This window comes from Bradyrhizobium sp. HKCCYLRH3073 (assembly GCF_051167995.1).
Classification (GTDB): domain Bacteria; phylum Pseudomonadota; class Alphaproteobacteria; order Rhizobiales; family Xanthobacteraceae; genus Bradyrhizobium.
Window position 1 is genome coordinate 384,345 of the sequence record NZ_JBNPUD010000003.1, and the last position, 20,354, is coordinate 404,698.

A 20,354-nucleotide genomic window follows, 5' to 3' on the forward strand; every position below is an offset into this window, starting at 1 on the left:
CGCATGGCGCCCGGTCGGCGGGATCGTGCGTCCTGCCTGCCGTCAGGCGCCGGTCACTTCGCCGGAGGCTGCGGGGGCGCCGGCGAGGCCGGGGGGGCGGGCTGCTGCGCCGGCGCCGGCGAAGCCTGCGCGGCCGGGGTCGAGGCCGGGCCCGGCGCAGGCGCCGCAGCCACCTGCGGCTTGGCATCCGGATTGATCCAGCAGCCATGGACGTGGTTGTTCAGCGAGTTCGGCACCTTCGGATCGATCTGCGGGATGAAACGCGTCAGGCAGCGGAAGGCGGCCTGGACGTGGCCACCGGGGCAGCCGAAGCGGTCATAGAGATCGAGGTGGCGGAAGGCGGTATCGAGGTCGTCATTGTACATCAGCTGGACGACGCGGCGGCCGAGCCAGACGCATTCGGGATTGCCGGCCGGCCCGCCAGAGAGCGCCTGGGACGCTTCGGTGAATTCGTCGGCCTTGCGCTGGTTCTCCTTCGACACGTCGGCCGGATTGGCCGCCTGCGGCTTTTGGTCCTGGGGATGGTCGCTGCCGCTCTGGGCGAGCGCGCCGGGGGCGCCGATGAGCAGCACGAGGCCCAGAGCCGCCGACAGGCGCGAAACCGAAAACTTGGAGTGGAGCACGCGTCGACCCATAAATTCCCCGATTGTTGCCTTCGTGCCGTCCCCTGACGGACGCAGTGTTGATGCCGATCAAATCAGCCCCGATTGCGGCGGGAGATTGATTCCGACTGTCGCAGAGCGTTCCTAACGGGCGCTTGCGCAGGGGTCCAGAACCTGGGTTGCGACGGCCGGGGTCAACCGGGATTCCCAATGACCGGAATCTCGGATTTTGTCCAGCAACGTACCAACTTTCTCGCGTCATCGTAAAAGGGTGATTTGGAGCGGGTACGCCCGGTGCGCCGTCGGGCCCGATCGCCTACTTGGCAGATCGCCGCCGACCGGGTAATCGACACCACCCTGCCTGGAGAACGGAACTGAAATCCCTCCCTACGCCGCTGGCGCTTCTGCTCATATCCTTGGGTGTCATCGCCGCCGCGTGGTGGTGGCTGGCCAAGCCGATCACGCTCGCGCGCGCGCCGATCGAGCCGGCCTCGAAGCTGCAGTGCGTATCCTATGCGCCGTTCCGCGGCCAGCAGAGCCCGCTCGATCCGACCACGCATATCGACGCCGAGCAGATCGAGCAGGACCTGGTGCAGCTCGCCAAGATCTCCGAATGCGTGCGCACCTATTCGATCGAGAACGGCCTCGACCAGGTGCCGGGAATCGCCGCCCGGGTCGGCATCAAGGTGATCCAGGGCATCTGGCTCGGCTCAAACAAGCTGAAGAACCAGCAGCAGATCGGCATCGCGGTCGACCTGATCAAGCGCTATCCCGGCGTCATCACGGCGGTCGTGGTCGGCAACGAGGTGCTGCTGCGCGGCGAGATGACGACCGCCGACCTCGCCGCCACCATCCGCAGCGTCAAGGCGCAGGTCACGGTTCCTGTGACCTATGCCGACGTCTGGGAGTTCTGGCTGCGCAACCGCGAGCTCTACGACATCGTCGACTTCGTCACGGTTCATATCCTCCCGTATTGGGAGGACATCCCGGTGCGCGCGAAATTCGCCGCCTCCCATGTCGACGCCATCCGCCAGCAGGTCGGCGTCGCCTTTCCGGGCAAGGAGATCCTGATCGGCGAGACCGGCTGGCCGAGCGAGGGGCGCATGCGCGAGGGCGCGCTGCCGTCGCGCGCCAACCAGGCCCGCGTGGTCTCGGAGATCCTCTCGCTCGCCAAGCGCGAGAATTTCCGCGTCAACCTGATCGAGGCCTATGACCAGCCCTGGAAGCGCAAGCTCGAAGGCACCGTCGGCGGCTATTGGGGCCTGATCAGCGACGACACGCGCGCGCTGAAATATCCGCCGGGCCAGCCCGTCAGCAACTATCCGCTGTGGAAGCTGCAGATGGGCGGCGGCATGATCCTGTCCTTCGCGGTGTTCCTCGCCGGCTGGCTGACGGTACGGCGCCGGCCCTGGCCGCCGCACATCTCGGCCTGGATCGGCGTCGGCATTTCCGCGACCACGGCCGGCGTGCTGTTCGGCATGGCCGCCGACAAGATGTTCTACGAGAGCCTCGGTGTCGGCGGCTGGCTGCAATGGGGCGCGCTGCTCGCCGCCGGCGTGCTGGCGCCGATCCTGGCCGCCAATGCGGCGATGGCCGGGCGGCCGCTGCCGACCTTCCTCGACCTGCTCGGACCGAATGACGGCCGCAAGCAGCTGAAGATCACCTACCTGCTGGCCCTGGTCCTGGTCGTGACCGTGCTGATCGCGGCCGAGACGGCGCTCGGCTTCGTGTTCGACCCGCGCTACCGCGATTTTCCGTTCGCCAGCCTGACCATGGCGGTGGTGCCATTCGCGATGCTGCTCGGCAACCGTCCGACGCAGGGCCCGCGGCCGATCGCCGAGGCATGCTTCGCCGGACTGCTGGCGATCTCCTCGGTCTACGTGATCTACAACGAGGGCCGCGACAACTGGCAGGCGATGTGGACCTGCGCGATGTATCTGCTGCTGGCGTTCACGCTGTGGCGGGCGCGGGCCGCGCAAAGCCGAGGATGAGCAGGCCGATCGCCAGCCCCGACAGCACGATGTTGTAGAGCACGATGCCGAGGCCGGCGGCGATCAGCCCGCCGGTCAAGAGCACGATCGACGGCCGCATCACGTGCAGCACCGCGATCACCAGCGCGGTGGCGCCAAACACCGAATTCTTGAACAGCGGGGTCGCAACCGCCCGGCTCTTGCAGGCCAGCGTCTGCAGGCCGGCGTCGCAGGCGAGCGCGACGCTCGACAGCTCGATCGCCAGATAGCGCAGATAGAGGGCATAGCCGACGGTGACGAAGCCGACGATCAGGAGCCATTGCACCTGATAGGGCGAGAGGCGGAACGGGGTCTTTTTCATGCGCCGGACTATGCTGCGGAAAGGACGTGCGGACAAGCCGCAAAGCCGGTTCGCGGACTGCTTTCACAATCCGTCCCAACCGGCTTTGACCGCTCGCTGATTTGAGACTCAGGAGCGGCGGAAGAACGACGACAGCGCCGACGGCTGCTCGGGCTTGGGCGCCTCGGCCGGCGGCGGCGACGGCGCGGCTGCCGTGGGCGGCGGCTCCTCGCGCTTGCCGTGGCGCTGCTGCTGGGCCTGCGGCTGATAGGTGCGCCGGCGCTGCACCGGCTTCGGGGCGGCGGCCGCGGGAGCGCCCGGCTTGGCCGCCTCCGGCTCCTCGCGGACCGCGAGGCGCTGGCCGTCATAGACGGTGGTCTCGCAGGCGCGCTGGCTCTCGGCGAGCACCGCGCAGATCTTCGCCGCCGTCGCCGCGTCACTCAACGGACCGGCGCCGAGCCGCAGCTGCATGCCCGGACCGCCTCGGCCTTCCTTGAGAATGACGATCGGCCTGAGCGAGGCGAGGTCGGCATGGGTTCTTACGAGGTCCCGCCACAGCGCCCGCAAGCCGCCGAGCGAGTTGGCCGCGCCGAGATCGACGGCAAATTCGGTCTTCTGGACCGCCGTGACCGCGGCGTCGGTGCTGTCACTGCCCTTGGCGCCGGCGGCCTCGGCGGGTTCAGCTCTTGCGAGCTTGTCGGTCTCGGCCGGCTTGCCGGCCGGGTCCGGTGCGCCAGCGGGCAGCGGCTTGGAACCAGCTGCTGCGACCGCAGGGGCGGGCGAGGCAGATGGTGTCGGGGACGGGGCCGCAGACACAGGCGATGACGAAGCTCCCGAGGCCGGCTCCTGCTTCGTCTTGTCGGCGCTCGCGGCAGCCGACGGAGCCACCGGCTGAGCCGGATTGGGTCCGGCCGCTCCGCTGGGAATCGGCATGAACGGGGACGCGTTCGCGAATGCCGGCAGGGGGCTCGGCGCCACGGAACTCGACGGAACCGCAGCCGGGGCGAGGGATTCCACGGCTGCGATCTGCGGCACGGGCCCGGCCCTGCTGGCGGGATTCGGGGACGCCTGGGCGCTCTGCTTGGCCAGCGCGCCGGTCACCGAGTCCAATCCCTGCTCGAGCACGGTCACGCGCGCGTACAGCCGGTCCCGGTCGGTGTTGAGCGTCTCGATGGCCGCGCCGAGCTGGCGCGCCTCGCCCTGGGTCTCACGGGCCAGCGACTGCAGCAGTTGCGCCTGGCGCGACAGGTCGGCCGCAGAAACACGGTCCTGCCGCCATCCCTGTGCGGCCTGATTGGTGAAAACGGCCAGGCCGACGGCGCCGACGGCGCCAGCCCCCCACCAGCCGAGCCGCCACAGCGCGCGGCGATCGAACTCGTTCTCGTCGGCAAACAGTCCAGACAGAGTCGTGCCCGTCTTCTCAGCTGCATTTGCGCCGGCGGATTTGCGGGAGTCCTTAGCCATGAACCTGCCTTAATCGAATCACGAAGCGAACATTAACAGGAAAACCACCAGGGGCTTCAGCCGGTGCGGTTTGCCCCGCGCAGAAAACGCATTATGACAGCGCGACCTATGCGCTCCCTTCATCCCAGGTGTTTCATGACCGCTCGATCCAGTCTGACCATCGTGCTTGCGGCAGGCGAGGGCACCCGGATGCGCACGAGCGTGCCCAAGGTGTTGCATCCCGTCGCCGGCGAATCACTGCTGGCGCACGTCCTGGCGGCGGCGCCGCATGGGGATGGCGCCCGCGTCGCGGTGGTGGTGGGGCCGGGGCACGAGGCGGTCGAGAAGGAAGCCCGGCGCCTGCGCCCGGATGCGGATATCTTCGTCCAGCGCGACCGGCTGGGGACGGCGCATGCGGTGCTGGCGGCGCGGCAGGCGATCGCGCGCGGCGCCGACGATCTGCTGGTCGCGTTCGGCGACACGCCGCTGATCACGGCCGAGACGTTCGCGCGGCTGCGGGCGGCGCTCGCCGAAGGCGCGGCACTCGCCGTGCTCGGCTTCCGCGCCGCCGATCCGACCGGCTATGGACGCCTGCTGCTCGACGGATCGAAGCTGGTCGCGATCCGCGAGCAGGCCGATGCGAGCGAAGCGGAGCGGGCGATCACGCTGTGCAATGCCGGGGTGATGGCGATGGACGGCCGTCGCGCGCTGGGGATCCTCGACAGGATCGGCAATGCCAACAGCAAGGGCGAGTACTATCTGGTCGATGCGGTGGCGATCGCGCGCGAGCAGGGGCTCGATGCGGTCGTGATCGAAACCTCCGAGGACGAGGTGCGCGGCATCAACACCAAGGCGCAACTCGCCGAGGCCGAGGCGGTGATGCAGACCCGGCTGCGCCGCGCGGCGATGGATGCGGGCGTGACGCTGATCGCGCCGGAGACCGTCTATCTCGCCGCGGATACGACGTTCGGCAAGGACGTGACCATCGAGCCGTTCGTCGTGATCGGCCCCGGCGTGTCGATCGGCGACGGCGCGGTGGTGCATTCATTTTCGCACATCGTGCAGTCCAAGCTCGGCCGCAACAGCCTGCTCGGGCCGTTCGCGCGGCTGCGGCCCGGAACGTCGCTCGGCGACGGCGCCAAGATCGGCAATTTCGTCGAGGCCAAGGCTGCGGTGCTGGAGCCGGGCGTGAAGGTCAATCACCTGTCCTATATCGGCGACGCCCATGTCGGCGCCAATGCCAACATCGGCGCCGGCACCATCACCTGCAATTATGACGGCTTCAACAAGCACAAGACGAACATCGGCGAGGGCGCCTTCATCGGCACCAACACTTCGCTGGTGGCGCCGATCAACATCGGCGCGCGCGCCTATATCGGCTCGGGCTCGGTGATCACGCGCGACGTGCCCGACGATGCGCTGGCGCTGGAGCGCAGTCCGCAGACGACGCGCGAAGGCGCCGCGGCGCGATTCCGGAATGCCAAGCAACGCCACAAAAAATAGGCGCGAGCCGGGGCAGGGCAGCTTGGATTTCGGTCAACTGCTGTTCGATCTCGTAGGTGCGATTCTGACTGCGATCGTACGGCTAGCCATGTTTTCTGGCCGCGTCGTTTACGCCACGCTTGGTACAACTCCCCCTTTGGAGATCATGTTGCTGACCGGGCTCGGCATATGGGCCCTGATCGGTGCGATCGCCGCTTGGGTCTTTCTATAGGCGCCACGCGCTTGTTCACTCTTCGTCGTCCTGGAACTCGGCGAACATCGCGCGCGTCAGGCGCCAGCCGCGGCGGGTGGCGTGCTTGACCGGCTCGTTCTTGCTCTGATGCTTGATCGGCATCGGCTTCAGCTCGTGACTCAGCGTCGGCGGCGGCCAGTGCGCCAGATGGCTCCCGGACGCCGGATGTGACAGGCTGAGCGAGCTGGTTCCCTTTGGATCAGTTGGGCGGCGGTAAAAGGCCATGGGTCATCTCCGACGCGATAGTCTTGTGCGAAAGCGTTGACCGCACGTTAAGCCCGCTCCGAACCGACCTCCGTGTCGAACCGGAGCTGCCGGCCTGCCGCGTGGTTAAGCCTTGCGTGAAGTCTTGCACTTAACCCTGTCGCAATCCGCAATAATTATTGAATCCTGAAAGCGCGCGGTTTTCGTTAAGACAATGCCACGCTTTTGAATCTCTCTCGACGATTTGGGGACTAGCGCTGATGTGCGGAATCATCGGGATCCTGGGACGCGGGCCGGTTGCCGAGCATCTCGTCGATTCCCTGAAACGTCTCGAATATCGCGGCTACGATTCCGCGGGTGTCGCCACGCTCGAGGGCGATCATCTGGACCGGCGACGCGCCGAGGGCAAGCTGAAGAACCTCGAGAAGCGGCTCGAGCAGCAGCCGCTGAAGGGGCACGCCGGCATCGGTCATACCCGCTGGGCCACCCACGGCAAGCCGACCGAGAGCAACGCGCATCCGCACGCAACTGACAATGTTGCCGTGGTGCATAACGGCATCATCGAGAATTTTCGCGAACTACGCGCCGAGCTCGAAAAGCAGGGCGCCAGGTTCGCATCCGAGACCGACACCGAGACCGTCGTCCATCTGGTCAATTCCTATCTGCTGAAGGGCCACACGCCGCAGCAGGCGGTCGCTGCGTCGCTGCCGCAGTTGAAGGGCGCCTTCGCGCTGGCCTTCCTGTTCAAGGGCCACGGCAATCTCCTGATCGGCGCCCGCAAGGGCTCGCCGCTGGCGCTCGGCTATGGCGACGGCGAGATGTTCCTGGGCTCGGACGCGATCGCGCTGGCGCCGTTCACCGACACGATCAGCTATCTCGACGACGGCGACTGGGTCGAGATCACCCGCGATTCCGGCATCATTCACGACGCCTCGGGCGCGGTGGTGAAGCGCGAGGTGCTGAAATCCGGCGCGTCGTCGTTCCTGGTCGACAAGGCCAATTATCGCCACTTCATGGCCAAGGAGATCCACGAGCAGCCGGAGGTCGTCGGCCACACCCTGGCGCGCTACGTCGACATGGGCACCGAGCGCGTGATGCTGCCGGCGCGGCTGCCGTTCGACTTCAAGGACATCCAGCGCATCTCGATCACCGCCTGCGGCACCGCGAGCTACGCCGGATTCGTCGCCAAATACTGGTTCGAGCGCTTCGCGCGGGTGCCGGTCGAGCTCGACGTCGCCTCCGAGTTCCGCTACCGCGAGGCGCCGCTTCGCAAGGGCGATCTCGCCATCTTCATCTCGCAGTCCGGCGAGACCGCCGACACCCTGGCCGCGCTGCGCTACGCCAAATCGCAGGGCGTGCATACGCTCTCCGTCGTCAACGTGCCGACCTCGACGATCGCGCGCGAGAGCGAGATCGTGATGCCGACGCTGGCCGGTCCCGAGATCGGCGTCGCCTCGACCAAGGCCTTCACCTGCCAGTTGATGGTGCTGGCGGCGCTCGCCATCGCCGCCGGCCGCGGCCGCGGCGAGCTGTCCGAGGCCGACGAGACCAAGCTGGTCCACGGCCTGGTCGAGGTGCCGCGTCTGATCGCGGCGGCGCTGACCACCGAGCCGCAGATCGAGAAGCTCGCCCGCGAGATCGCCAAGTCAAAGGACGTGCTCTATCTCGGCCGCGGCACCTCCTATCCGCTGGCGCTGGAAGGCGCGCTGAAGCTGAAGGAGATCTCCTACATCCATGCCGAGGGCTACGCCGCCGGCGAGCTCAAGCATGGGCCGATCGCGCTGATCGACGAGACCATGCCGGTCGTCGTCATCGCGCCGTATGACCGCGTGTTCGAAAAGACCGTGTCGAACATGCAGGAGGTCGCCGCGCGCGGTGGCAACATCATCCTGATGACCGATGCCAAGGGCGCCGAGGAGGCGACGGTGGACTCGCTGGTCACGATCACCATGCCGGACATGGCCGCGACCTTCACGCCGATCGTCTACGCCATCCCGGTCCAGCTGCTGGCCTATCACACGGCCGTGGTGATGGGCACCGACGTCGACCAGCCGCGCAACTTGGCGAAGTCGGTCACGGTGGAGTAGATACGCCGCCGCTTGCCGCGTCCAAGCGATGCTCTCGCGTCGCCTTGAGAACCAGTTGGGCGTGAGTTGCGACGCGGCCTCTGCACATTCGCTGTCATCCCGGCGAACGCCGGGATCCATAACCACCTCACTTCGTGGCTGGCAGCTCCAGCGAGGCCCAAACCACCTCCCGGGACGACGGCCGAGTTTGCCTGTGCTGTGGCGCAACTGATTGACAGGGATTCCGATGGCACTCGACACTTGGCTGCTGTTCCTGCTCACGAGCATCGGAATCTCCCTGACGCCCGGACCCAACGGCCTGCTCGCCCTGACGCACGGGGCGCTGCATGGCGGTCGCAGGACATTGTTCACGATCGCGGGCGGCCTGATCGGCTTCATCCTCGTCATCGCGCTGTGCATGTTCGGCATCGGCGCGCTGGTGCAAGCGTCGATCACCTGGCTCGTGGTCCTGAAGTGGGTCGGCGGACTCTATCTCGCCTGGCTCGGGATCAAGCTCTGGTTCGCGCCGCCGGTGGGCGTCGATCTGGCCGGCCAGACCGTGGCGGCGCGCCCGCACGCGCTGTTCCGCCAGGGCTTCCTGACCGCGGCCACCAACCCGAAATGCCTGCTGTTCTTCAGCGCCCTGCTGCCACAGTTCATCGACCCCGATCGCAGCCTGGCGGTGCAGTTCGCCGTCGTGGCCGTCACCTATACGGTGACCGAGTTCGTCACCGAATACGCCATTGCCAGCGCGGCGGCCCAGGTTCGTCCGTGGCTCGCCCGGGTCGGGCGGCGCTTCAACCAGGTCTGTGGCGGCATCTTCGTGGCGGTCGGCCTGGCCCTGCCGCTGCGTAGCGCCTAGGCGCGGCGGGTTTGCCCTTTTGAGTGGCTCCTCGCCGCCGCAGGGATCGAAATCGACGGCTTGCGCGCTGACTTGGGGCCCGACTGCCGGGCCACAGGTCAGCGGCAAAGCGCGCCTGTGTCGGAAAGAGGGCCTTTGCCCTTCAAAAATCTGCTAAGACCCCTAGGTGAGATTTGATCCGACCCGGAAGTTCGCATGAGTTCCCGCGACGACCTGCCGCCTGAGACCGATCCCTTGGCCGATGCTCCGGCCGAGACGCCCCACCATGGGCTGATGTTCAGGTTTCGCAACTATTTCCTGACCGGCCTCGTCGTCGCCGGACCCGTTGCCATCACGCTCTACATCACCTGGTGGTTCGTGACCTGGGTGGACGGGCTGGTCCGGCCGTTCGTGCCGCTGGTCTATCGTCCGGAAACCTATCTGCCGTTCGGCGTGCCCGGCTCCGGCCTGATCGTGGCCGTGATCGGACTGACGCTGCTCGGCTTCCTGACGGCCAACCTGATCGGCCGCACCCTGGTCGACCTCGGCGAGCGGCTGCTCGGCCGCATCCCGGCGGTGCGGGCGATCTATCGCGGCCTCAAGCAGGTGTTCGAGACGCTGTTCTCGGGCAAGGGTTCGAGCCTGCGCCGTGTCGGCCTGGTCGAGTTTCCGTCGCCCGGCATGTGGTCGATCGTGCTGATCTCGCAGCCGCCGAGCGCGGAGATTTCGAGCCGGCTGCCCGGTGACGACGAGCAGATCTCGGTGTTCTTGCCGTGCGCGCCGAACCCCACCACCGGCTTTTTCTTCTATCTGCCGCGGAGCAAGATCATCGAGGTGGACATGAGCGCCGAGGACGCGGCGACGCTGATCATGTCCTGCGGCGTGGTGCAGCCGGGATCGGACCAGCAGAAAAAAGTCGCGGCGCTGGCCAACATGGCCAACGCCGCGCGCCTCGCCAACGCACCCGCGCAGCCATCGCCGCACCGCGAGCCCGAGCCGGCCAAGGCCGACTAGGCTGAAGGGCCGACTGGCGCGAAAGGCCAGCCACTGCGGAAGAGCTAGGCCGCATCCTGCGGAACGAACACGCGCAGGCGATGTCCATCCGGATCGAGCGCGACGAACGTCGTTCCGAAATCCATCCGCGTCGGCGCCTGCGCGATCGAAAGTCCGCGCGCCTTCCAGTCGTCGTGCAGCCTTTGGACCTCGCCGGCATCGCCGACCGCGAACGCGACCTCGCCGAAGCCTGCTGCGCCGGCCGCTGGCGGCTCGACCGTGTGCCGCGACCACAGGCCCAGCATGACGCCCTCGCGCAGCGGCAGCATGGCGAACGTCGGCGATTGTTCGATCACGGGCCGGCCAAGCAGATCCGCATAGAAGGCCGCGCTGCTCGGCGGGTTGTCGACGTAGAGGATCAGGAAATTGAACTCGGGCATCGTCTTTTCTCCGGTGGCGGCGCCGGCTGCGGCGCGTCAGCCACACGACTAGCCGAGCTCCCTGCCAGATTCTGTCAGCAGCCTTCGCGAGCACGGTCGGCGGCGGTCCGGTCCGCCCAGCGGGCAAACGTGCGCATCGCGGCACTTTGCACTGCATGATGATGCGAGGAAGGCACAGCCACGGATGTCGTCGTTCCTACAACCAGCGGGCGGTGGTGTTTCGAATGGTCACCATGGAAACATCGGGCAAACAAAAGTATGACGTTGGGGAAGCGCGTATGAGGCCTGTGAGTAGAACGACGTTGTTGTGCGTGGTCGCGCTGTCCGTAGCGTCGCTGCAACTGACCGGGCCGGCGGCAGCCCAGACCACCTATACGCGCATTCAGGCATTTGGCGACAGCTACGCCGATACGGGCAATCTCTGGACCTTCACCGGCGGGGCCGGCAAGCTGCCGCTCTATCCCACCGGCCGCTTCAGCGGCGGCACCAATTTCGTCGACACGACATCGGCGCTGCTCGGCATTCCCCAGCTCAACTACGCGATCGGCGGCGCCATGGCCGGCAACACCAACGTAGTGGCGCCCGGCATTCCCGGCTTCTTCCAGGAGTGGAGCGGACTGACCGGCTTCTCCGGCAGGGTCTCATCGACCGACCTCGTCGAAATTTCCGTCGGCGGCAATGACGCACGAGCCTACTACCGCGCCGGTGGCTCGCTCGCTGGAGCGCCGACGGCCGCGGCCGTCACGGCTCAGCAGGCCATGGCCGGCATCAACGCGCTGGTCGGGGACGGCGCGCGCAGCATCGTGTTCACGGCCGGCGATGTCAGCACCTTGCCGGAGGCCGTCGGCAACGCCAATGCTTCAGCCGGCAAGGCCTACAGCACGACCTACAACAGCCTGATGCAGCAGTCGCTCGCCGGCGTCGCGCGTTCGGGCGTACGTGTCGAGTATGTCGACACCGGACTGGTGGGGACGCTGATCCAGGCCAATCCGTCGCGCTATGGCTTCACCAATGTCGGCGCCTGTCCGATCGCCTGCATCGGCAATCCTGCGCTGCAGAACCAATACCTGTTCTATGTCGATGGCGTGCACCTGACGTCACACGGCTTCGAGGTGCTGGGCCAATATATCGTCAACCGCCTCAACGCGCCGCTGACCTTCGCGCCGCAAGGCGAGGTGGGGTCGATCACGGCGATGGGCTTCGCCTCGACCCTGTTCGGCAAGCTCGACATGTTCCGCGAGACCGCGGGCTTTGCTCCATCGACGATGAACGCCTATGGGGCAATGGGCCGCCCGCCCCACACCAAGGCGCCGCCGCTCGCGTCGGTCAGTCCATGGTCGTTCTACATGCAGGGCAATGGCGGCGTCAGCGACCGCCAGGGCAGCGCCGCCTCGAACGGCTTCAATCTCGACAGCATCGGCGGCACGATTGGCGTCGAGTACCGGCTGTCGGCGAACGCCATGATCGGCACCGCCTTCGACTACTCCAACCCGAAGGCGAGGCTGTTCAACAGCGCCGGCACCACGGATGCCAACTCCTATCAGTTCGGCCTCTACGGCGCCTGGGCCAGCAGCAACCTGTTTGCGGAAGCGCTCGCGACGATCGGCCATCAGGACTATCGCAACACGCGGCCGGGCGTCGTCGACACCATCACCTCCAATCCCGGCGGCACGACCTTCGTCGCGGCCGGCAAGGCCGGTTACCTGTTCGATGCCGGCACGGCAAAGCTCGGCCCGATCGGCGGGCTGACCTATGCCCGCGCCCGTGTCGACGGCTTCACCGAGACCGGCGATCCTGCGCTCACGCTCGCGGTCGGCTCGCAGACCGCCGAGACCCTGATCGGCAGCGTCGGCGTGCAGCTGCGCACCCCGTTCCAGGTGCAGGGCAACGTCATCAATCCGTACCTGAACCTGACGCTCGATGACGACATCATCGGCAACGGCCGCCTGATTCAGTACAGCGCGACGTCGGCGCCCGTCATCGTCAACAACTGGACCGTTCCGAACGGCACCTCGCACGACGTCTACGGCCGGGTGAGCGCCGGCGTCGTGGCGCCGTTCTGGAGCAATGTGGCGCTGACGGCGACCGTGTCGCGCACCATCGGACGCACGGGTGGCGACGATTTCTTCGGCAGCGGAGGATTGAAGATCGCGTTCTGAGGTCTGCCGCGGCGGCCAGCGTTCTCGGGGGCTCTGAGGGGAGCGTTGAAGTTGCGGCCAAGGCGAGGGCAGCCCGGAAGGGCTGCCCTTCGTTTTCGTGCCTTCAATTTTGTCACGGGGTGCGCATAGTCTTCGAGACTATCGTTGGAACCGGAGCCGTCCTCATGCCCCCCAGCATTGCCGTCATCGCACCGGGCGCAATGGGCGGCGCGATCGCTGCCCGTCTCGTGGAGCACGGCTGCAACGTCCTGACGTCGCTCGAGGGGCGCAGCGCGGCGACGCGGGCGAGAGCGGCCGCATCCGGCATGATCGGCGCCAGCGATGCCGAGATCGCCAATGCGGACATCATCCTGTCGATCGTGCCGCCGGGCGAGGCCGTGGCGCTGGCGGAGCAGCTCGCGACGGTCATCAACCGGAATTCGAGGAAGCCCATCATCGTCGACTGCAATGCCGTCAACGTCGAGACCATCCGGAAGATCGAGGACATCGTGCTGTCGTCGGGCGCGCGCCTGTTGGATGCCGCCATCATCGGCCTGCCGCCGAAGCCCGGCACGAAGGGACCGGCCTTCTATGTGAGCGGCGAGGCGTCCGCCGATGTCTCCGTGCTGGGCCAACTCGGGCTCGATCTGCGACGGATCGAAGGACCCATCGGCGCGGCTTCGGCGCTGAAGATGTCCTATGCCGGCATCAACAAGGGGCTGACCGGGCTCGGCGCCGCGATGGTGCTGGCCGCCACCCGCGCCGGCGCAGCGGACGCGCTGCGCGATGAGCTGGCTCTGAGCCAGCCGCACGTGCAGGCGCGGCTCGGCAATGCGCTGCCGGACATGCTGCCGAAGGCCTATCGCTGGGTTGCCGAAATGCGCGAGATCGCGGGCTTCCTGGGAGAGGATCATCCGGCGGCGCTGATCTACGAAGGTTTCGCGCGGCTGTTCGAGCACATCGCGGCGGACGTGCAGGGGGAGGGGGCAGAGGCGGCGCAACTGGTGGCCTTCGCCGAGAGCTGCAAGGCGAAGAAGTAGCCGGAACCTCTCCCCGCGTCATTGCGAGCGCAGCGAAGCAATCCAGAATCCCGCGACGACTCTGGATTGCTTCGCTGCGTTCGCAATCACGGCGTTGGTCTATCCCGCGGTCAACAGCGGGATCGCTTCATCCCGTTCGTACAGATACAACAAACAGCGCAGCGCGTCGCTGCGCGGACCCTTCAGCTTCGGATCCTCTTTCAGGATGCGCAGCGCCTCGTCGCGCGCCTTGGTGATCAACTGGGCGTGCACCTCGGGCCGCGCGATGCGATAGCCGGGCAGGCCGCTCTGGCGGATGCCGAGCACGTCGCCTTCGCCGCGCAGCTTGAGATCCTCCTCGGCGATGCGGAAGCCGTCGGTGGTCTCGCGGATCACCGCGAGCCGCGCCTTCGACATCGGCCCGAGCGGCTCGTGATAGAGCAGGATGCAGGTCGAGGCCTCGGAGCCGCGGCCGATGCGGCCGCGCAGCTGGTGCAATTGTGCGAGGCCGAAGCGCTCGGCATTCTCGATCACCATGATGCTGGCGGCCGGCACGTCGACGCCGACCTCGACCACCGTGGTGGCGACCAGCAGGCGCAGCTCATGCGCCGCGAAGCGGCCCATGACCTCGTCCTTCTCGCTGCCCTTCATCTTGCCGTGGACGAGGCCGACCTTGTCGCCGAAGCGCTCGCGCAGGCTCTCGAAGCGATCCGTCGCGTTGGTGAGATGATCGATGCCCTCGGCCTCGGATTCCTCGACCAGCGGGCAGATCCAGTACACCAGCTTGCCGGCATCGAGCGCGCGGCCGACGGCGTCGATGACCTCGCCGAGCCTGGTATCGGCCACCGCGCGGGTGTCGATCGGCTGGCGGCCGGCCGGCTTCTCGCGCAGCTCGGAAATGTCCATGTCGCCGAAATAGGTCAGCACCAGGGTGCGCGGGATCGGCGTCGCCGACAGCACGAGCACGTCGACGGCCTCGCCCTTCGAGGTCAGCGCCAGCCGCTCGCGTACGCCGAAGCGATGCTGCTCGTCGACGATGGCGAGCGCCAGCGACTGGAAGACCACGTCGTCCTGGATCAGCGCGTGGGTGCCGATGAGGATGTCGATCTCGCCGGCTTCGAGCCGGGCGAGGATGTCGCGGCGCTCCTTGCCCTTCTCGCGTCCGGTGAGGATGACCACGTTCATGCCGGCGCGCGCGGCGAGCGGGGCGATGGTCTTGGCATGCTGGCGCGCCAGGATCTCGGTCGGCGCCATCAGCGCCGCCTGCTTGCCGGCCTCGGCGACGGCGGCTGCGGCCAGCAGCGCCACCACCGTCTTGCCGGAGCCGACGTCGCCCTGCAGCAGCCGCAGCATCCGCACCGGCTTTTCGAGATCGGCGGCAATCGCGGCCATCGCCTCGGCTTGCGAGTTCGTCAGCGCATAAGGCAGGGCGTCGATGATCCTGCGGCGCAGGCGGCCGTCGCCGGCATGACGGTTGCCCGCGGGCCGGCGCAGCTGCGCCCGCACCAGCGCCAGCGCCAATTGCCCGGCGAGCAGCTCGTCGAAGGCGAGGCGCGACCAGAACGGGTTCTCCGGCAGGATGTCGGTCAATTCCTGCGGGACGTGCACCCGCGTCAGCGCCTCCCTCAAGGACGGGAAGTTGCAGCGGCTGAGCACCTCCGGGCTGATCCATTCCGGCAGGTCCGGCAGCTTGGTCAGCGCGGCGGCGATCGCCCGCCGCAGCGAGCCCAGCGCGAGGCCTTCGGTCAGCGGATAGACCGGGTCGATTCCTGACAGTTTTGCAAACCCCGCCTCATCGAGGATGCGGTCGGGATGCACGATCTGCGGCACGCCGTCGTACATCTGCACCGTGCCGGAGACGTAGCGCTTGGCGCCGACCGGCAGGATCTTCTCGATGTAGTCGCCCTTGGGGCGGAAGAACGTCAGCACGACGTCGCCGGTCTCGTCGCTGGCGTAAACGAGGTATGGCGCGCGCGCGTTGCGCGAGGGACGGTGGCGGTCGACCGTGACCTCCAGCGTCACGATCGTGCCGACCTCGACGTCGCGGACCTTCGGCCGGTTACGGCGGTCGATCACGCTGGCCGGCAGATGCAGCAGCAGGTCGACCAGCCGCGGCGTCTCGCTGCAGCCGAGCAGGTAGCGCAGCAGCTTGTCCTGCTTCGGCCCGACCCCGGAGAGGGCGGTGACCGGCGCAAACAGGGGATTGAGGATGCTGGGGCGCATGGAGCGAACACTTAAAGCGGTTTGGGAGCCGGGATAGCCGCGAATGCCGAGACATCCACGTCTTTTTCTCAGTTTTCAGGTGCCGGGCATGCCGGTTCTGCAGTCCCGAGGGCTGACAGGGACGCCGCGCACCGCTATATCAACCGCGCCCGGCACCGTCCGGGCTTTTGGCGTTGTACTGCAGGATGCCGCGATGACTGGAACGACCCGATCGAGCCAAGGCCTTGACGACCGCCGCAAGCGGCTCCTGTTCCGCTGCTGGCATCGCGGCACCCGCGAGATGGATCTGATCCTCGGCCGCTTTGCCGACGCCGAGATCGGCAGCCTCAGCGAGAGCGAGCTGGCCGAGCTCGAGCAACTGCTCGAAGTCCCCGACCCGGACTTTTATGCCGCGGTCACCGGCGCCCGACCGCTGCCGCCGGAGCAGACCCCGGCGCTGTTCGCTCGCATCAAGGCGTTCCGCGCGGTGGACGCCGACTGATGAAGAGCCCGGTCAAGTCGCCTGCCGAGCATCTCGCGCCGGGGCGCGCGCTGACGCTCGCCAACGTCGCCGAGGGCGCCGAAGGCCTCGTCGTCTCCGACCTCGCGCGTGCCATTGCCGCCAAGCCGAAGCCGTCGGCGGTGAGCCTCGCCGTGGTCTGCCGCGACGGCGCACGCATGCAGCAGCTGGCGCGGGCGCTCGACTTCTTCGCGCCCGATCTTCCTGTCATGCAGTTCCCCGCCTGGGACTGCCAGCCCTATGACCGCGTCTCGCCGCATGGCGGCATCCTGGCCCAGCGCGTCACGACATTGGCGCGGCTGTCGCGCCTCGCCGGCAGCGACAAGCCGCTGATCGTGCTGACCACCGTGAATGCCATCGTCCAGCGCGTGCCGTCGCGCGACACCATGGCCGGGCAGGCACTGTCGGTCGCGCCCGGCCATGTCGTGCCGATGGACTCTGTCGTCGCCTGGTTGGAGCACAACGGCTACCACCGCTCGTCGACCGTGCGCGAGAGCGGCGAATATGCCGTGCGCGGCGGCATCCTCGACCTGTTCCCGGCGGGCCTCGACCAGCCGGTGCGCTTCGACTTCTTCGGCGACAGCCTGGAATCGATCCGCACCTTCGACGCCGAGACGCAGCGAACCCTGCTCGACATGCGCTCGCTCGATCTGGTGCCCGTCTCCGAATTCCAACTGGTCACCGACACCATCCGCCGCTTCCGCATGGGCTATGTCGCCGAGTTCGGCGCGCCCGAGCGCGACGATGCGCTGTACGAGGCCGTCAGCGAGGGCCGGCGCTATCCCGGCATGGAGCACTGGCTGCCGCTGTTCCACGACAAGATGGAGACCTTGTTCGACTACCTGCCGAACACGCCGGTCGTGATCGAGCCGCAGGGCGAGGATGCCGCGCGCGAGCGCTTCAAGCAGATCATCGATTATTACGACGCGCGTCGCGAGGCCATGGAGCATCCCGGCGGCGGCGCGATCTACAAGCCGCTGACGGTCGACCGCCTGTATCTGACGTCGTCCGAATGGGCTGAGCGGCTCGCAGCCGTTCCGCTGGCGCGGGTGACGCCCTTCGCCGTGCCGGAAGGCACCGGAGTCGTCGATATCGGCGCGCGGCAGGGCCGCAGCTTCGCACCCGAGCGCAACGACGCCGCGGTCAACGTGTTCGAGGCCGTCGTCGCCCATGTCCAGGCGTTGCAGTCTATGCGCAAGAAGGTCGTCATCGCGCTGTGGAGCGAAGGCTCGCGCGACCGCATGGCCAGCATGTTGAAGGATCACAAGCTGATCCACGTCACCAGCGTCAACACCTGGCGCATGGTGCAGGCGACGCCGCGCAACGAGACCATGCTCGCGGTGCTCGGCCTCGAGACCGGCTTCGAGACCGATCAGATCGCGGTCATCTCCGAGCAGGACATTCTCGGCGACCGCCTGGTGCGGCCGCGCCGGGCGAGCCGCAAGCTCGACAATTTCATCTCCGAGGTCACGAGCCTCGGCGTCGGAGACATCGTCGTCCATGTCGATCACGGCATCGGCCGCTTCGTCGGTCTGCAGACGCTCGAAGTCGCCGGCGCGCCGCATGACTGTCTCGAGCTGCGCTACGCCGGCGAGACCAAGCTGTACCTGCCGGTCGAGAACATCGAGCTGTTGTCGCGCTACGGCTCCGACCAGACCAGCGTCGAGCTCGACAAGCTCGGCGGCTCCGGCTGGCAGACCCGCAAGGCCAAGCTCAAGAACCGAATCCGCGAAATGGCCGGCGAGCTGATCAAGATCGCCGCCGAGCGCATGCTGCACGAGGCGCCGAAGCTGCCGGTGCAGGCCGGCCTCTACGACGAGTTCTGCGCGCGCTTCCCCTATGACGAAACCGAGGACCAGCTCGCCGCGATCCAGGCGACGCTTGCGGACCTCGAAGCGGGACGACCGATGGATCGGCTGGTCTGCGGCGACGTCGGTTTCGGCAAGACCGAGGTGGCGCTGCGCGCGGCGTTCGCGGTCGCGCTCGACGGCAAGCAGGTCGCCGTGGTGGTGCCGACCACGCTGCTGGCGCGCCAGCATGCGAAAACCTTCACCGAGCGCTTCAAGGGCTTTCCGGTCAACGTCGCTCAGGCCTCGCGCCTCGTCTCGACCAAGGAGCTCAACCAAGTCAAGAAGGGGCTCGCCGACGGCTCGGTCGACATCGTCGTCGGCACCCATGCGCTGCTCGGCAAGTCGATCAAGTTCCGCGATCTCGGCCTCGTCATCGTCGACGAGGAGCAGCATTTCGGAGTCGGCCACAAGGAGCGGCTGAAGCAGCTGCGCGCCGAGGTGCATGTGCTGACGCTGTCGGCAACCCCGATCCCGCGGACCTTGCAACTTGCTTTGACGGGCGTGCGCGAGCTGTCGATCATCGCCTCGCCGCCAGTCGATCGTCTCGCGGTTCGCACCTTCGTCGCGCCGCATGACCCCGTGATGATCCGCGAGGCTCTGCTGCGCGAGCGCTATCGCGGCGGCCAGGCGTTTTACGTCGTGCCGCGCATCGACGATCTCGCCGAGGTCAAGGAGTTCCTCGACAAGACCGTGCCGGAGATGAAGGTCGCGGTCGCCCATGGCCAGATGGCGCCGACCGTGATCGAGGACATCATGTCGGCGTTCTACGACGGCAAGTTCGACGTCCTGCTGTCGACCACCATCGTCGAGTCCGGCCTCGACATTCCTCGCGCCAACACACTGATCGTGCACCGCGCCGACATGTTCGGCCTTGCCCAGCTCTATCAGCTGCGCGGCCGCGTCGGCCGCTCCAAGCTGCGCGCCTATGCGTTGTTCACCCTACCGTCGACCCACAAGATCAGCCCGCAGGCCGAGAAGCGCCTGGGTGTGCTGCAGTCGCTGGAGACGCTCGGCGCCGGCTTCCAGCTCGCCAGCCACGACCTCGACATCCGCGGCGCCGGCAATCTCCTGGGCGACGAGCAGTCCGGCCACATCAGGGAGGTCGGCTTCGAGCTCTATCAGTCGATGCTGGAGGAAGCGATCGAGAACCTCAAGGCCGGGATCACCGAGCCGACCGTCGACCGCTGGTCGCCGCAGATCACCATCGGCATGCCCGTGCTGATTCCCGAGGACTACGTCTCCGACCTCTCCGTGCGGCTGTCGCTGTACCGAAGGCTCGCCGATCTCGAGACCGACGACGAGATCGAGAATTTTGCCGCCGAGCTGCGCGACCGTTTCGGCAAGCTGCCGGACGAGACGCGCTATCTCTTCAAGGTCGCGGCAATCAAGAACTACTGTCGCCGCGCCAATGTCGAGAAGGTCGACGCCGGCCCGAAGGGCGCCGTCATCGCCTTCCGCGACAACAGCTTTGCCTATCCCGAGCGCCTGGTGGCCTTCATCAAGCGCCACGGCCAGGCCGCCAAGGTGCGCCCCGACATGAAGGTCGTGTTCCTGCAGGTCTGGGAGACGCCGGAGGAGCGGCTGGCCGGCACGACGGATATCCTCAAGGAGCTGGCCGAGCTCGCGGAGAAGAAGAAGGCGGCGTGAATCGCGGCCGGCTGTGCATCAGCGAAGTTGCCAGCCGAAATGCAGGGCAAGGCTGGCGATCAGGAAGACCGAGACGATTGCAACAACGCTGACCCAATCGGTCTCGTCGCGTGATTGCCGGTTGTGCATGACGCATGCTCCGCTTGCTGAGATGCCCCCGAGTCGAGCTTGGATCGCACCACACGAGTGGGGCAAATACGCGATCTCAACATGCACGTGTTTGGATGAGATCGTGGCCGAAGGAACGAACGTCCGGCGTGGAACACGAGATCTCGTAGGGTGGGCAAAGCGGCCGCCGTCAGGCGGCAGCGTGCCCACCGTCGGCCGGCATACTAAGCGGTGAG

Annotated in this window: 16 protein-coding genes; 10 read left to right on the top strand and 6 right to left on the bottom strand. The window is 67.2% G+C overall.

Translation table 11 applies throughout. From position 1 onward, the window contains the following. Positions 1–53 precede the first annotated feature (53 nt). A complete protein-coding gene (locus tag ACQR1X_RS09505) occupies positions 54–635 on the bottom strand; it encodes a beta-1-3, beta-1-6-glucan biosynthesis protein (RefSeq protein WP_434898697.1) in 582 nt (193 codons plus the stop codon). Positions 636–1,012: 377 nt separating this feature from the next. Here ACQR1X_RS09505 and ACQR1X_RS09510 point away from each other — a divergent pair, with 377 nt between their 5' ends. Beyond that, a complete protein-coding gene (locus ACQR1X_RS09510) occupies positions 1,013–2,593 on the top strand; it encodes a beta-(1-6) glucans synthase (protein ID WP_434898813.1) in 1,581 nt (526 codons plus the stop codon). On the opposite strand, the gene ACQR1X_RS09515 is transcribed toward ACQR1X_RS09510, so the two are convergent. Both ACQR1X_RS09515 and ACQR1X_RS09520 read right to left on the bottom strand, forming a co-directional pair. Then, entirely contained in the window at positions 2,553–2,933 is a 381-nt protein-coding gene (locus ACQR1X_RS09515) for a hypothetical protein (RefSeq protein ID WP_315800038.1), read from the bottom strand. The two genes, ACQR1X_RS09510 and ACQR1X_RS09515, sit on opposite strands and share 41 nt — an antisense overlap. A 108-nt stretch (positions 2,934–3,041) precedes the next feature. Then, positions 3,042–4,376, bottom strand: a complete 1,335-nt coding sequence (locus ACQR1X_RS09520; RefSeq protein ID WP_434898698.1) for a hypothetical protein — start codon at positions 4,374–4,376, stop codon at positions 3,042–3,044. 135 nt (positions 4,377–4,511) lie between these two features. Between ACQR1X_RS09520 and glmU the strand changes: the two genes are divergently transcribed. Beyond that, complete coding sequence (gene glmU / locus ACQR1X_RS09525) at positions 4,512–5,858, top strand: bifunctional UDP-N-acetylglucosamine diphosphorylase/glucosamine-1-phosphate N-acetyltransferase GlmU (RefSeq protein ID WP_434886094.1); 1,347 nt, start codon at positions 4,512–4,514, stop codon at positions 5,856–5,858. After that, positions 5,833–6,069 (top strand): hypothetical protein, encoded by a 237-nt coding sequence (locus ACQR1X_RS09530; RefSeq protein ID WP_434848625.1) that lies wholly within the window; start codon positions 5,833–5,835, stop codon positions 6,067–6,069. The genes glmU and ACQR1X_RS09530 overlap by 26 nt, the downstream gene beginning before the upstream one ends. A gap of 15 nt (positions 6,070–6,084) precedes the next feature. Here the strand turns inward: ACQR1X_RS09530 and ACQR1X_RS09535 are convergent, their stop codons facing one another. Beyond that, complete coding sequence (locus ACQR1X_RS09535) at positions 6,085–6,315, bottom strand: hypothetical protein (protein WP_315800034.1); 231 nt, start codon at positions 6,313–6,315, stop codon at positions 6,085–6,087. 239 nt (positions 6,316–6,554) lie between these two features. Between ACQR1X_RS09535 and glmS the strand changes: the two genes are divergently transcribed. The 3 genes from glmS (at position 6,555) to ACQR1X_RS09550 (ending at position 10,215) form a co-directional block, all read left to right on the top strand. Next, the gene (gene glmS / locus ACQR1X_RS09540; protein WP_316215776.1) at positions 6,555–8,381 is read left to right on the top strand and encodes a glutamine--fructose-6-phosphate transaminase (isomerizing); all 1,827 of its coding nucleotides are present in this window, start codon (positions 6,555–6,557) and stop codon (positions 8,379–8,381) included. A 226-nt stretch (positions 8,382–8,607) separates the two neighbouring features. Beyond that, entirely contained in the window at positions 8,608–9,222 is a 615-nt protein-coding gene (locus ACQR1X_RS09545) for a LysE family translocator (protein ID WP_315800032.1), read from the top strand. 195 nt (positions 9,223–9,417) lie between these two features. Beyond that, the gene (locus tag ACQR1X_RS09550; protein WP_315712018.1) at positions 9,418–10,215 is read left to right on the top strand and encodes a DUF502 domain-containing protein; all 798 of its coding nucleotides are present in this window, start codon (positions 9,418–9,420) and stop codon (positions 10,213–10,215) included. A 44-nt stretch (positions 10,216–10,259) separates the two neighbouring features. Here the strand turns inward: ACQR1X_RS09550 and ACQR1X_RS09555 are convergent, their stop codons facing one another. Then, a complete protein-coding gene (locus tag ACQR1X_RS09555) occupies positions 10,260–10,634 on the bottom strand; it encodes a VOC family protein (protein ID WP_315800031.1) in 375 nt (124 codons plus the stop codon). A gap of 278 nt (positions 10,635–10,912) precedes the next feature. Between ACQR1X_RS09555 and ACQR1X_RS09560 the strand changes: the two genes are divergently transcribed. Then, a complete protein-coding gene (locus ACQR1X_RS09560; protein WP_434898699.1) occupies positions 10,913–12,793 on the top strand; it encodes an autotransporter domain-containing protein in 1,881 nt (626 codons plus the stop codon). A gap of 164 nt (positions 12,794–12,957) precedes the next feature. After that, positions 12,958–13,812 carry a DUF1932 domain-containing protein gene (locus ACQR1X_RS09565; protein ID WP_434898700.1) on the top strand — a complete coding sequence of 285 codons (855 nt, stop codon included), beginning with the start codon at positions 12,958–12,960 and terminating at the stop codon, positions 13,810–13,812. Positions 13,813–13,911: 99 nt separating this feature from the next. Here the strand turns inward: ACQR1X_RS09565 and recG are convergent, their stop codons facing one another. Further along, a complete protein-coding gene (gene recG / locus ACQR1X_RS09570) occupies positions 13,912–16,014 on the bottom strand; it encodes an ATP-dependent DNA helicase RecG (protein ID WP_434898701.1) in 2,103 nt (700 codons plus the stop codon). Positions 16,015–16,207: 193 nt separating this feature from the next. On the opposite strand from recG, the gene ACQR1X_RS09575 reads away from it, so the two are divergent. Both ACQR1X_RS09575 and mfd read left to right on the top strand, forming a co-directional pair. After that, the gene (locus tag ACQR1X_RS09575) at positions 16,208–16,495 is read left to right on the top strand and encodes a succinate dehydrogenase assembly factor 2 (RefSeq protein ID WP_315800027.1); all 288 of its coding nucleotides are present in this window, start codon (positions 16,208–16,210) and stop codon (positions 16,493–16,495) included. Then, on the top strand, positions 16,495–20,010 hold the full coding sequence (gene mfd / locus ACQR1X_RS09580) for a transcription-repair coupling factor (protein ID WP_434898702.1): 3,516 nt from the start codon (positions 16,495–16,497) through the stop codon (positions 20,008–20,010). The genes ACQR1X_RS09575 and mfd overlap by 1 nt, the downstream gene beginning before the upstream one ends. The last annotated feature ends 344 nt before the right edge of the window (positions 20,011–20,354 follow it).